Origin of the sequence: Catenovulum agarivorans DS-2, assembly GCF_000568405.1 — a bacterium.
Taxonomy (GTDB): domain Bacteria; phylum Pseudomonadota; class Gammaproteobacteria; order Enterobacterales; family Alteromonadaceae; genus Catenovulum; species Catenovulum agarivorans_A.
This window is the reverse complement of record NZ_ARZY01000008.1, coordinates 27,877-42,065: the sequence shown is the minus strand read 5'-3', so window position 1 is coordinate 42,065 and position 14,189 is coordinate 27,877. Positions and strand designations below refer to the sequence as shown.

12 protein-coding genes are annotated in these 14,189 nt (G+C 41.0%); 10 read left to right on the top strand and 2 right to left on the bottom strand.

Annotated features, from left to right (window positions below; translation table 11 throughout):
* Positions 1-86: 86 nt before the first annotated feature.
* From DS2_RS06195 to DS2_RS06165, 7 genes are all read left to right on the top strand, one after another.
* Positions 87-3,467 (top strand): ATP-binding protein, encoded by a 3,381-nt coding sequence (locus tag DS2_RS06195; RefSeq protein ID WP_035013807.1) that lies wholly within the window; start codon positions 87-89, stop codon positions 3,465-3,467.
* Positions 3,460-4,344, top strand: a complete 885-nt coding sequence (locus tag DS2_RS06190; RefSeq protein WP_035013806.1) for a DNA-binding response regulator — start codon at positions 3,460-3,462, stop codon at positions 4,342-4,344. Before DS2_RS06195 ends, DS2_RS06190 begins: the two co-directional genes overlap by 8 nt.
* A 212-nt stretch (positions 4,345-4,556) precedes the next feature.
* Positions 4,557-5,459 carry a DMT family transporter gene (locus DS2_RS06185; protein ID WP_035013886.1) on the top strand — a complete coding sequence of 301 codons (903 nt, stop codon included), beginning with the start codon at positions 4,557-4,559 and terminating at the stop codon, positions 5,457-5,459.
* Positions 5,460-5,518: 59 nt separating this feature from the next.
* Positions 5,519-5,782, top strand: a complete 264-nt coding sequence (gene ubiK / locus DS2_RS06180) for a ubiquinone biosynthesis accessory factor UbiK (protein ID WP_035013805.1) — start codon at positions 5,519-5,521, stop codon at positions 5,780-5,782.
* 197 nt (positions 5,783-5,979) lie between these two features.
* Entirely contained in the window at positions 5,980-6,924 is a 945-nt protein-coding gene (locus tag DS2_RS06175) for an SPFH domain-containing protein (RefSeq protein WP_035013804.1), read from the top strand.
* The gene (locus DS2_RS06170) at positions 6,921-7,376 is read left to right on the top strand and encodes an NfeD family protein (protein WP_035013803.1); all 456 of its coding nucleotides are present in this window, start codon (positions 6,921-6,923) and stop codon (positions 7,374-7,376) included. The genes DS2_RS06175 and DS2_RS06170 overlap by 4 nt, the downstream gene beginning before the upstream one ends.
* A gap of 103 nt (positions 7,377-7,479) precedes the next feature.
* Positions 7,480-8,667, top strand: coding sequence for a mechanosensitive ion channel family protein (locus DS2_RS06165; RefSeq protein ID WP_035013802.1), 1,188 nt, complete (start codon positions 7,480-7,482; stop codon positions 8,665-8,667).
* Between the two features lie 24 nt (positions 8,668-8,691).
* Here DS2_RS06165 and DS2_RS19695 read toward each other — a convergent pair whose 3' ends face one another.
* Positions 8,692-10,011: a hypothetical protein gene (locus DS2_RS19695; protein WP_051479664.1), complete on the bottom strand. Its 1,320-nt coding sequence runs from the start codon at positions 10,009-10,011 to the stop codon at positions 8,692-8,694.
* Between the two features lie 102 nt (positions 10,012-10,113).
* Here DS2_RS19695 and chrA point away from each other — a divergent pair, with 102 nt between their 5' ends.
* Complete coding sequence (gene chrA / locus DS2_RS06155; RefSeq protein WP_035013801.1) at positions 10,114-11,286, top strand: chromate efflux transporter; 1,173 nt, start codon at positions 10,114-10,116, stop codon at positions 11,284-11,286.
* A 3-nt stretch (positions 11,287-11,289) separates the two neighbouring features.
* Here chrA and mutM read toward each other — a convergent pair whose 3' ends face one another.
* Complete coding sequence (gene mutM / locus DS2_RS06150) at positions 11,290-12,105, bottom strand: bifunctional DNA-formamidopyrimidine glycosylase/DNA-(apurinic or apyrimidinic site) lyase (protein ID WP_035013799.1); 816 nt, start codon at positions 12,103-12,105, stop codon at positions 11,290-11,292.
* 295 nt (positions 12,106-12,400) lie between these two features.
* On the opposite strand from mutM, the gene glnK reads away from it, so the two are divergent.
* Together glnK and DS2_RS06140 are read left to right on the top strand one after the other, a co-directional pair.
* The gene (glnK, locus tag DS2_RS06145; protein ID WP_035013798.1) at positions 12,401-12,739 is read left to right on the top strand and encodes a P-II family nitrogen regulator; all 339 of its coding nucleotides are present in this window, start codon (positions 12,401-12,403) and stop codon (positions 12,737-12,739) included.
* Between the two features lie 43 nt (positions 12,740-12,782).
* Complete coding sequence (locus tag DS2_RS06140; protein WP_035013797.1) at positions 12,783-14,048, top strand: ammonium transporter; 1,266 nt, start codon at positions 12,783-12,785, stop codon at positions 14,046-14,048.
* Positions 14,049-14,189: the final 141 nt, after the last annotated feature.

Here is a 14,189-nt window from a genome sequence, read left to right as displayed (position 1 = left end):
TCATGTTTAACTTACGTCAATTTACGCATATACAGCTAAGTTGCTCGCCTGCTAAACTGCAGCTAAGTTAGTTGAAAAAGTAAATTATGCATTCTAGGCAAAAAATTCGTCACACTCGGCGCACCTACAATAAACTTGTCGCCAATGAAATGATGGAAGATTTCGCACTGCGTTTTACCGCAAAACGTGCGCGCAAGTGGTCTTCATTATGGATAGCTAATACCGCACTTGGCATAGTGTCGTTTTTAGTTTTAGAAGCCATAGGTGGTGCGGTTACCCTCAACTACGGGTTTGCAAATGCTGCCTGGGCAATTATTGCTGTTGTTGCTGTGGTATTTTTTAGTGGCTTGCCCATTAGTTATTACGCAGCTAAATATGGGGTAGATATCGACTTACTCAGCCGAGGTGCTGGTTTTGGTTATATCGGCTCTACTATCGCTTCGCTGATTTATGCTTCGTTTACTTTTATCTTTTTTGCCCTTGAAGCTGCTGTTATGTCAATGGCACTCAAGCTACTGTTTGATCTGCCATTAGCAATTGGCTATGTGATCAGTGCGCTTATCGTATTACCACTAGTGACCCATGGTATTACCAATATTAGCCGCTTTCAGGTTTGGACTCAGCCGATTTGGATAATTTTACAAATTGTCCCGCTCATTTATGTGTTTAATCACCCTGACAGTCAATTAGACGAATGGTTTCAGTTCACTGGAAATGCTGGCGAAGCGGCAAGCAGCTTCAATCCACTTCTATTTGGCGCAGCCTCAGCCATTTTATTGTCACTGGTTGCACAAATTGGTGAGCAGGTCGACTTTTTGCGCTTTTTACCCGAAAAGCCACAAAAAAATGCGTGGCGTTGGTGGACCGCGCTGGTTTTAGCTGGCCCTGGCTGGATGATATTTGGTGCCGCCAAGTTATTTTTAGGTTCTTTTTTAGCTTGGCTGGCATTAAAACAAGGTATCCCTGCCGATGTCGCCGATGATCCAGCGCACATGTATCAAGTTGCGTTTGGTTATGTCATTGATAATTCGACCATCGCCGTCATTTTAGCCGCTACTTTCGTTGTGATTTCGCAACTTAAAATCAATGTTGCCAATGCCTATGCTGGTTCACTGGCATGGTCTAACTTCTTTTCTCGCGTAACCCACAACCACCCAGGCCGGGTAGTTTGGATGTTCTTTAATGTAGCGATAGCTTTGTTGCTGATGGAATTAGGCATATATCAAACCATAGAAAGCATGTTGCAAGTGTATTCTGTATTGGTGTTAGCTTGGTTGAGCTCTGTAGTTGCGGATTTAATTATAAATAAACCGCTAGGGTTAAGCCCTAAGCATATAGAATTTAAACGCTCTCATCTATACGACATCAACCCAGTTGGTGTTGGCTCTATGTTAATAGCGTCGTTTTTCGGCTTTACCGGTCACTTTGGCTGGTATGGTATTTGGGTTGAAGCTTACGCTTCTTATCTTGCATTCTTCTTACCGTTAATTACCGCGCCGATCATCGCGATTGCGACTCGAAGTAAATATTATTTATTGCCGAATAGAAACTACAATATTACCCAACCAAGCAAATGTCATATTTGTGAAAATACCTTTGACGAAGAAGACATTACATATTGCCCTGCATATGGCAAAGTTATTTGTTCTTTATGTTGTAGTTTAGACGTGCGCTGTGGCGACCAATGCCGAGAAGACGCGACCTTATTTGCTCAAGCTCAACATTTTTTCCAACGACTATTAACGCGTCAACAGCTAAAAACATTGAGTTCACCAACCATGCAGTTTGTTGGTGTGACCTTGTTGTTGAGTTGCATTGGCGCAGGTATTTTATTTTTAATCTACTTGCAGGTACCAGATGCCAACATTGAGCTGAAAGCCGTTTTTGGCGCTACTTTAGTAAAAATATTTTTCTTGTTGCTGATTATTATCGGTATCGTCAGCTGGCTGTTTATTTTAGCAAGAAGCAGCAATCGTTCGGCCCTGCTAGAGCTGCGCAGCCAAACTAAAGCACTGGCGCATGAAATAGAAGCCCACGAAAATACCTATCAAGCACTACAGCAAGCAAAAGAAGCTGCCGAATCAGCTAACCAAGCAAAAAGCCGGTATCTAACCGGCTTGAGCCATGAACTTAGAACACCACTAAATGTATTGCTTGGTTATGCACAGCTACTCAGCCAAGACAATGCGATTCCAGATAAACAACGCGAGTCGATTGGTATTTTAAAACGCAGCGGTGAGCACCTAGCCGACTTAATTGAAGGTTTGTTGGAGATTTCTAAAATTGAAGCTGGCCGCATGCACTTACAGCGTGATGAGGTGCAAATAAAACCCTTCTTAAATCAGCTTGCCGACATGTTTAAACTGCAAGCGAATAACAAAGGACTGGTATTTACTTTTGAATGCTGCAGCAATCTACCCGAAATGGTTGCAACAGATAAACAAAGGTTTAGACAAATCTTGATTAATTTATTGTCGAACGCGATCAAATTTACCCATCAAGGCTCAATTACGTTTAGAGTGTCATACCGCAATCAAGTCGCACATTTTGAAGTGGCAGATACAGGTATGGGCATTTCGCCAGCTGATCTGCAGCAAATTTTCAAACCTTTCGAACGCGTAAAAAACAGCCAAACTCAAGCAATAAGCGGCACTGGCTTAGGTTTGACTATTTCACAGTCGCTCGCCCAACTAATGGGCGGCGAAATTGCCGTAACCAGCCAGCTCGGCCAAGGCAGTACATTTAAATTAAGCCTAATGTTGGCAAAAGTGGATAGCAGTAATAAGGAAGCAGATTTCCAAAAAGCACGTGCCGTGGCTTATGAGGGCCAAAACAAATCAATTTTAGTGGTTGAAGATGACCCTAACCAACGTCGATTAATGGCTGACTTTTTGAATCCACTCGGCTTTAACTTACAAATGGCAGAAAAACCATCTCAAGCGTTAGCGGTATTGGAACAAAATCATATTGATTTAATCTTGCTGGATGTCACCATGCCAGAAATGACCGGCTGGCAACTTGCGCGCATACTTCGCGAGAAAAAATATGTGATGCCCATTATTATGGTTTCAGCCAATGCACGAGATACTGACACAGAACAAGATGCAGGTTACCATGATGACTATATGGCCAAACCTATCAATACAGATTTATTGTTACGCAAAATAGGCCAACAGCTAGATTTAGAGTGGATGTATCAATTTCTCTATGAAGAAACAAGCTCAGTACCAACCGCAACAGAGCAAACAAATAAACCACCCGCAGCGGCCGAGCAATATCAAAGTTTGTTATCATTGGCCGAGATTGGTTATCTAACTGGTTTTAAAGATAAGTTGACTGAATTAACCAAAACACATGAATTTCCAAGCGAAACGCTCGCTAAAATAAATGAATTGGTACAAGGCTGTCATTTTTCGCAAATATGCCAGTACTTAAGTAAACTCATTGGTGAACAAGCAGATGAATAATATTGTTTTAGTGGTAGATGACTCGCCAGAATCTCTTGGTATGCTAAACGTCGCGCTAAACACAGCAGGCTATACTGCGTTAGTTGCATTAAATGGCTTACAAGCGCTGAATATTGCGGAAAAAATGGAACCCGACATTATTCTAATGGATGCAATAATGCCCGAGCTAGATGGTTTTGAAACCTGTAAGCGCTTTAAACAAGCCTTTCCGCATATTCCAGTTATTTTTATGACAGGTTTAACCGACTCGGAAGATGTAGTTAAAGGTTTTGAAGCGGGTGGTGTAGATTATGTCACTAAACCCATTTCAACCGATGAAGTGTTAATTAGAATAAAAACGCACTTAAATACCGCCAGATTAACCTTAAGTGCGCATACAGCATTAGATCATGCTGGCAAAAATGTTTTTTGTGTAAATCCTCAAGGAGAACTAGCCTGGGCAACGCCGCAAGTTTACGAGTTGATGGAACAAGCATTTGCCGATACAGTTTCACCTTGGACAAACATACAACCACAAATTCAACAATGGTTAAACCAAGCGGACCCAAAAGAACCGCTTAATTTACACAACTCCCAACCTCAACTACAAATCTTGTATGAACGCCAGCAAGACGGTTTACACCTGCTAAGGTTAGGCAAACAACGAATCAAACGCAGCGCAACCGATTTAAAAGAAAATTTGCCTATCACGAAACGAGAAGCTGAAGTTTTATATTGGTTGTCGCACGCTAAATCAAATTGGGAAATATCGCAAATACTCGAAATGAGTCCTAGAACAGTTAATAAACACTTAGAACAGATATTTAAAAAATTAGATGTAGATAACCGCACCGCAGCTGCAACCATTTCGATTCGCATCTTGGAAAGTGACAATTAAACAGGCAAAAAAAAGCCGCCTACAGCTTAACTAAAGGCGGCATACAAGGGAGATACAACAGGAACACACTTTAAATTCATTATAATAGACTGCGCTACTTCATCTTAGTTCAATAAAAACTCAATAAAATTTAAAAAAATCTCAATTTATTTTTTATTGAGCTTGATACAATGGGTTTTCAATTATTTTTGCTGCTGTTCACAAGGAAATTTGTGTTTAAATCACGCCCTTTTTTTAACTCTGGTTTCACCCTAGCTTTTATCGCAGTGGCGATGTTTTCAAGTAAATCGATTTTTATCAAACTCGCATACGAGTACGGCGTCGATACAACAACCTTGATGACCTGGCGAATGTTGTTGGCCATGCCTTTTTATCTATACATGCTATTGCGGGTGTTACAACACCCCATGCGCCAGCCAATTTCGGTAAACTCTGTCAGCAGCATGATTGTATTGGGTTTAATGGGGTATTATGCCGCCAGCTGGTTAGATTTATACGCACTTAATTTTATTACCGCACATTACGAACGAATCGTGTTGTACACCTACCCTGCATTTGTATTGATTATCAACGCCTTGTGGCAAAAACGGCCCATTCGGTTGGTCGAATTGAGTAGTTTGACTTTGGCTTATACTGGTTTGTTGCTGATTTTTTATTACGATTTATCCAACCTCGGCGAGGCGGTGATCACTGGCACTTTATTGGTGCTGGCTAGCAGCTTAAGCTTTTCGTTTTATGTAGTGGGCAGCCAAAAATATAGTGGTAAATACGGCAGTAAATTTTTTACTTGTGTCGCCATGCTTGCGGCAACCGCTGCAATTGTAAGCCATTTTGCAATAACTCATAGTTTAACTGATCTACTTCAACCTCTGCCCGTACTAGTATATGCAGCTGCAATTGCCATAATCGCAACGGTTATTCCATCATTTTTAATGAACGCGGCTATAGAGAAAATAGGCGCTAACAATGCGTCTATTTCAGGGAGCTTGGGGCCTGTTTTAACCACTGTTTTTGCGATTTTCTTATTGGATGAAATTTTTACCTTTGTTCATGCAGTTGGCATGACTTTGGTTATTGCCGGTATTTATTATCTGTCAAAAAAACATAAATCTTAATTTAATTTGTTAGTCGAACTAGCTACAATAAAAGTAATTCATTTGAGACGATAAAGATTATGATCAACGCGAAAAAATTAGAAGAGATAGCTCATCAAATCAGTGAATCTATGCCAAGCGGCATAAAGCAGTTTGCTGGAGAAATGGAAGAAAAAACTAAACAAGTGTTGCAAAGCAAACTGGCGCAACTAGATTTAGTTACGCGTGAAGAGTTTGATGTACAAACCCGAGTATTAATGCGCACACGTGAAAAACTCGCAGATCTAGAACAAAAAATGGCTGATTTAGAAGCTAAACTTGCTGAATCGGACAAAAGCGAATAAGCACAATTTTGCCGCCGTCTGCATGGTTTACCTCCTATTTTCCTGCAGAATCGCCTTTAGGCCGGTGGCATCCCCCCCTATAAATGTGATCTTCCTCACACTTTTTTACAATTTGTGGCTAAAATAAATGCACCAAATTGGAATTCAGTTAATACTGCAATTAACCGACATATTATGTCAATTAAAAAGGAAGACACATGGATATTTTATTTGAATACATTTTTACCACCCAGTTTGCACTATTAGTATTTGTAATAGTTACACTTAAATCATCAATCAAATTTGTCCCACAAAACCGCGCTTGGATAGTTGAACGTTTTGGCAAGTACCAATCAACTAAAGAAGCTGGTATCAATTTTATTATCCCGTTTGTTGATAAAATTTCGGCTGACCGCTCACTTAAAGAACAAGCATATGATGTCCCTAGCCAAGCGGCTATTACTAAAGACAATATCTCATTGACGGTAGACGGTGTTTTATATTTCCGTGTGCTTGACCCGTACAAAGCAACTTATGGGGTTGAAGATTACGTATTTGCGGTAACACAATTGGCGCAAACTACCATGCGTTCAGAGATTGGTAAGATTGATTTAGATAAAACATTTGAAGAGCGCGACATGCTCAATGCTAAAATTGTTCAATCAATTAACGAAGCATCTGAATCTTGGGGTGTTGCGGTACTTAGATACGAAATTAAAGATATTACCCCACCGGCAACGATTATGGATGCGATGGAATCGCAGATGAAGGCCGAGCGTGAACGTCGTGCGAAAATCTTAGAATCTGAAGGTGAAAAGCAAGCAGCCATTAATATTGCAGAAGGCGAAAAACAAGCTCGGGTATTAGCCGCAGAAGCCGAAAAACAAGAACAAGTATTAAAAGCTGAAGGTGAAGCAAAAGCCATTATTGCAGTAGCGGATGCGCAAGCTGACGCATTAGAAGTTGTAGGTAAAGCGGCCGCAACAGCGGAAGGTCAAAAAGCCGTGCAACTTGACCTAGCCACTAAAGCGATAGAAGCTAAACAAGCAATAGCTAAAGAATCAAGTGTAGTATTGCTGCCAGATAACTCAACGGAAGCTGCATCTATTGTCGCCCAAGCCACTACCATTATTAATAGTTTAAACCAAGGGCAAAAAGCATGATCGAATCTTTAACCCCTTATATACCGCAGCTGTTGATAGCCGCTGGTATTATCCTGCTGGCCGTTGAGGTAGCAATCTTAGGTTTTGCTACTTTTGTGTTGTTTTTTGTTGGCATGTCCATGGTTTTGTCTGGCAGCCTCATTTGGTTTGGTATTATCCCAGATAGTTTGATGGCGATTCTGTTGAGCAATGCAGTCATCAGTGCCTTGTTGGCGATAGGTTTATGGAAGCCATTGAAAAACTTACAAGGGCAAAGCGAAAACAAACAAGTTAAAAGTGATTTTGACGGTGTGCGCTTTTTCGCTGAGCACGCAATAGACAATAAAGGCTTAACCACACATAAATATTCTGGAATTGAGTGGAAACTAAAAAGCGACTCGCCCATTCCAGCAGGTTGCGAGGTTGAAGTAGTCAAAGTAGAGGTTGGCACTTTTTGGGTTAAAGCCGTTTAAACTTAGTATTAGAAAAATATAAATTAAACAAACGCTTGATTGTTACTAGCAAGGCTAACGAGTAACATATCAGGCGTTTTTTATCTGTAGTAAAGGTCATTCTATGCAAGATATTTCGTGGTTAGCTTGGTTACCAGAACAGGGAGTTGCTTATACCGCATCTCGTATTGGCATCATTTTTTTATTGGTTGCAACTGTTGGCATAGTCACATTTAAAATTATCAGCCCACTTATTAGCAGCGCAATTCGAAAAACCCGATTACAGTGGGATGACTTATTACTTAACAACAAATTTTTGAATCGAATCCTTTGGTGTGTACCTATCATAGCAATGGAAAAAAGTGCCCACACATTATTTGAGTTTAACCAAGCACAACACGATATATTTAATCAATTTATCAGCATTACATTAACTGTGCTCGTTGCCTCTGTCGTTCTCAGTATTATTCATACCATCCGAGATGTTTTTGACCGCAGTGAAACCCTACGCACCCTGCCAATAGACAATGTTCGTCAACTGGCGGTGCTGACTGTTTATATCGTCACGGTAATATTTATTGTGTCAATTACTTTTAATAAATCACCACTCGCATTATTAACCGGCATCTCTGCTGCAATGGCGTTAGTTTTATTGATTTTTAAAGATGTTATTTTAGGCTTTGTTGCTGGCGTTCAACTATCACTCAATCGTTTAGTTCGAGTCGGCGATTGGATCGTCTACACGCCAGGTGGTGCAGATGGCACCGTCATATCAGTTGGTTTAACCGTAGTTAAAGTACGCAACTTTGACAATACTATAACCTCAGTGCCTGTTTACGATTTAGTTTCTAACAGTTTTACCAACTGGCGCGGCATGCAAGAAACAGGCGCTCGGCGCATGAAACGTGCCCTGTATATTGACCAAAATTCAGTTCGCCACCTCACCCAAGAAGATTTCGATAAACTAAAAAAGCACCCGTTATTACAAGAATATTTACAACAAAAGCTTGATGACGGTGTAACCGTGGCGAGTTCTGAAAATTTACCAAACCAACGTACTTTGTCTAACCTAGGCACATTTCGAGCTTATGTCGAGCGCTACCTTGATGCCAAAAAAGAAATACGCAGTGATATGTTGATTATGTGTCGCCAACTGGCGGCGACAGAAAATGGTTTACCGCTAGAAGTCTACTGTTTTACTGAAGTTGATTGGAAAAGGTACGAAGCTGTGCAGGCTGATATTATTGATCATTTATTATGTGCAGCCGACTATTTTGATTTGCGTATCTATCAATTTGGTCAGTGCAAATAACCACTGCAGACACGCAACATCACTTTATTGATATAAGGCCAGTTGGGCAATGCGTTGATCAATAATCGCTTCCAACTGCTTATATTCTGCCGACTCAGTATTGCCATAACTTTGATTAAATGCTTTTTCAGCTAACCCCTCAGGTAAATCGGCAATAGATGGGAAAAATTCTGCTTCAGCTAAATTACCTGTTAACCTTTGTTGCGCCAGCTCTGGCTGCTCTAATACAAACTGCGCAAACTTTATCCCTGCTTTATCAGCAGCTAAATCAGCAAAACTAAAACCCGAGCCACCTTTGTCCATATCCATCAACTCTTTTAGTTCACCAACTTTTAAACCCATGTTTGCTTGTACCAGACGCTCAAGTGCAGCAGAAAATAAAAAGTGCAGTTTTAAATCACCACGATTCATCAAGGTTAATCTGTCGCCACCAAATTGATTTAATAACTCGCGTGGTAGCGATAAAAAATGCCCAAACTTTCGATTGCCAAATGCGATGACTAGCGCCCATAAAGCTGCTTGGTTTTCTGTTTCCGCGTCTTCAAATTCACTGCGCAATGACGCTAAATAAAATACATTGCCTAAATAAAACGCTAAAGATTGCGCTTTATTACTTGGGTTATTCATCTGGTATAAAGATTGAATTTCATTTAAATAAATCTTAACCGTTGCGGCTTTAACGCCAGATACGCCAACGAGGTTGTTAATTGCTCCACCTTTAGCTTTACTTTGAATAGCAGTCAAAACTTGTTGTTTTAAACCATCTTGAATAAATAGGTCGATGCCGATACTGTCATCGGCTAACTTAACCGCCCTAACCATAGACAACACACTGTCGGCCAAACCGTCATCCAATAATTGCTGCAAAACATAAACATAAGCTGGCTCAATCATCCATTTTGGCAATTTAATTTTACCTAAATCGCAGTAGTCCAATGACAACATGTTTTTGCGAGTTTCCGACGGCAGTAACATGCAATGCAAATTAACGTATTGAGTAGTATAAGGTGTTTTAATTTCAGTTGTGGCAACCAAGTTCACCCCTTGTTTAGATAAAAACGCACGGACTTTGGTTGAAGGTACAGTGTATGAAACAACCGCCATCATCGCATCCACTTCAGATTGATGGAATTGAAAATAAGCAGGGCCAACTGTATTGTTGAGCTCTTTAGCAATTTGCTGCAACGATTGACGGGCTTGCGACACACGCTCCGCAGAAATATGCTGTTTTTGCGTGATTAAAGGGCGGTCAGAGCGGATCAAATAAACAGAAACAGCTACCCCTATGGTAGCTAGAATAACCAGCCAAATAACTAACTTAAATAAAAAACCAATAAACTTCATGGGCCTGCGCAATGTCCTGTAAAAGCTTTTTCGCTGCTGTAAGGTTGTATATACTAGGAAATTCAAACAAACATTGCACTTATATCGGTAATTTTTTTCCAAATGAAAGAATTATTTAGCCTGTTTTTGACTTTTTTCCGATTAGGCTGTGTCGCTTTTGGTGGTCCGGCTGCCCATTTGGCGTTATTCAAACAAACTTTTGTTGATGAAAAACAATGGTTGTCCGCAGATAACTACGCGCAAATAATGGCAATTTCACAGTTTATGCCTGGCCCCGCAAGCAGTCAGGTTGGCATCTGCCTAGGTATGTTACGTGCAGGTCAATTAGGTGGTTTTGTCGCTTGGTTAGGTTTCACTTTGCCTACTGCACTGTTGCTTGTGTGTGCCGCTTATGGTTTAACCCAATGGCAAAATGACCAACTACCAGCGATGATCACTGGACTCAAACTCGCTACTGCAGCGATTGTATTGCATGCCTGTTATTCCATGAGCAGACAGTTTTGTACCTCAGCACTAGGCTGGATGCTATTAATTTTGAGCACGAGCACCATGATATTATTTAATCATTTTGCTGTTCAATTTCTGATCATAGCCACCGCGGCACTGTGTTCAGTGTTATTCGCTCAACCGCTAGAAAAAAACACCTCAAGGGTGCAATTGGGCTTATCACCTTCATTGGCTTGGATAAGCTTTGCAATGCTACTTGTGCTGCTGGTATGTCTGCCCCTCTTTGCCCAAGCATCAGAACACCCTCTGCTCCTGTTGTTTGATAGCTTCTTCCGTATTGGCGCAACGGTTTTTGGTGGCGGACATGTGGTGTTGCCTATGCTCGAAAATGAAGTTGTTGCCAATAAATGGGTAACACTAGATGACTTTTTAGCAGGATATGGCATTACTCAAGCAATGCCAGGACCTATTTTCACCTTCGCCGCATTTTTAGGTGGGGTTAATCAACTAGGTTTACCAATGGCAGCAACTGCTGCATTATGTTTAATCGCTATATTTTTACCATCATTTTTACTGATTAACTGCTGCTTCTATTTTTGGCAAAAAATATCAAACAATACGCAGGTGCAAAAAGCCCTAGTGGGTATTAATGCCAGTGTTGTCGGCTTTTTGCTAGCAGCCTTTTATGATCCCATATTAACCAGTGCCATCAATGAACATTGGCAAGTAGCCTTAGTGCTGCTTTTAACGTTAGTTTTGCATAAAAAGTGGGCTCCGGCATGGCTGCTGGTCGTCGCCAGCGGTTTACTTGCTGTGATATTTATCTAACAGTTAAAGCGGCTGACAACTTGGGCAAAACGCACTTGCTCTTTGCCCTATCACCATGGTTTGAATAGTAGCATCGCAGTTTTTGCACTTTTCACCGCTGCGGCCATATACCAATAGCTCCTGAGCAAAATAACCGGGTTTACCATCAGCTTTGGCAAAATCTTTAAGTGTCGTGCCGCCCTGCTTAATCGCTCGCGCCAATACCATCTTAATCTCATCAACCAATTGATGACATTGTGCTTGGCTAATTGTATTTGCAGGCGTTTGTGGATGGATCCCCGCTTTAAATAAAGATTCTGTCGCGTAAATGTTGCCTACCCCAACCACAACTTTATTATCCATTATGCAATTTTTAATTGCGACTTGGCGTTTTCGGGTCCAGCTAAATAAATAGCTTGGGTTGAAAGCATCGGATAAAGGCTCCGGTCCAAGTTTAGCTAACCATAGTTCAAGTTCGGCGGATGTATGGAACATTAACACTGCACCAAATCTGCGCGGGTCATTTAACCTCAGCGCTTGACCTGTAGTTAAAATCATTTCGAAGTGATCATGCTTCAGTCTATCTATGCATTTATCGACAACACACAACTTACCAGACATCCCCAGATGGATAAGCACATATGCCGCTTCTACCTCAATAACGAGATATTTGGCTCTGCGACTAACCGCCTTAATTGTTTGACCAACCAAAGATTTAAGGTCATCGACAATGGGCCAACGCAATTGCTTGTGATAAATATTAATCTGCGCAATATTTTGTCCCTGCAGCATAGGTTCAATCCCCATGCGCGTCACTTCAACTTCTGGTAACTCTGGCATATATAGTTCTTAAAAAAGCTTCAATTATGCGGATTATAACAAAAGCCTAAATGCTTTGCGCTTAACAACAAGCACCTTAATAGACAACATTTTCTACACAATTTTAATATTGGTGCAAGCAAAGCACCATCATGGTGCCTGACGTATTTTTAGCCGCACCATATATGCGCAACAAATTGTTAAGCCTGTCACAACTTATTCTATCTCATTGTTTTTAATGATTTTTTAAACTTTGGCACAAGGATTGTAAGAAGAACCAAGCCATTTCAATAAACATACTTAGGAGCATATCGCTATGAAACTGGTAAGTGCGATCATCAAACCATTCAAACTGGATGACGTCCGTGAAGCCATTTCTGAAATCGGTATCGAAGGTTTAACTGTTACCGAAGTCAAAGGGTTTGGTCGTCAAAAAGGTCATACTGAATTATATCGTGGTGCGGAATATCAAGTAGATTTCCTACCTAAAGTTAAATTAGAAATTGCCACTCAAGATGACAATGTTGAGCGCTTAATTGAAGCAATCAGCGGCGCAGCTAAAACTGGCAAAATCGGTGACGGCAAACTTTTCGTTTACGACTTAGAACAGTGTATTCGTATCCGTACTGGTGAAACTGGCGACTCAGCCATCTAATTATCCCTTTTAATAAATTTTAAATACTATTTAGGAGACTACAATGGAAAACAACGTATTTCACTTGCAGTACGCAATGGATACTTTCTATTTCCTAGTCTGCGGTGCACTAGTAATGTGGATGGCCGCGGGTTTCGCAATGTTAGAGGCGGGTTTAGTACGCGCTAAAAACACAACAGAAATATTAACTAAGAACATCGCGCTATTTGCGATCTCTTGTATCATGTACTTAGTGTCTGGTTACGCAATCATGTACGGTGGCGAATACTTCTTAACAGGTATTCAAGACGTAGACGTAGCAGCTACTTTAGGTGACTTCGCAGCTCGTGAAGACGGTTTTGAAGGTGGATCAATTTACTCAGGTGCTTCTGATTTCTTCTTCCAAGTTGTTTTCGTAGCGACAGCAATGTCAATCGTTTCTGGTGCGGTTGCTGAGCGCATGAAGCTTTGGGCTTTCTTAGCTTTCGCAGTTGTTATGACTGGTTTCATCTACCCAATGGAAGGTAGCTGGACTTGGGGCGGCAACGAAGTATTCGGTATGTTCGGTTTAGGCGATTTCTCTGACTTCGCTGGTTCAGGTATCGTTCATATGGCCGGTGCTGCAGCAGCTTTAGCAGGTGTTTTACTTTTAGGTGCACGTAAAGGTAAATACACAGCTGACGGTCGCGTAAACGCAATCCCTGGTTGTAACTTACCAATGGCTACTTTAGGTACTTTCATCTTATGGATGGGCTGGTTCGGTTTCAACGGCGGTTCAGTTCTTAAATTAGGTGATATCGCAAATGCCAACTCAGTTGCTATGGTATTCTTAAACACTAACGCAGCAGCAGCTGGTGGTGTGGTAGCAGCATTAATTACAGCGCGTATCTTATTCAAGAAAGCTGATTTAACTATGGCATTAAACGGTGCATTAGCAGGTTTAGTTGCTATCACTGCTGAGCCTTCTACCCCTAGCGCATTAGAAGCTACTATCTTCGGTGCTATCGGTGGTGTATTAGTTGTATTCTCAATCATTGGTTTAGATAAACTTAAAATTGACGACCCAGTAGGTGCTATCTCTGTGCATGGTGTTGTTGGTTTATTAGGTTTACTATTAGTACCAGTTACAAACGATGGTGCTAACTTCGGTGACCAAATCTTCGGTGCAATCGTTATCTTTGTATGGGTATTTGCAGCGTCATTCATTACTTGGATTATCATCAAAACAGTTATCGGCTTACGCGTAACTGAAGAAGAAGAGTATGAAGGTGTTGATATCGCAGAATGTGGTATCGAAGCTTACCCAGAATTCACTAAGTCAGCTAAGTAATTTAGCCCTTAGTTAGAATATCCTTACCCAATGTAAAAAGCCGCTGTAGGATACAGCGGCTTTTTTATTTGCAACAAGCCTTGTCGTGATATCGAATAAATTGACAATCATTAAGTTTGCGTCAAACTGTCAAACTACTAT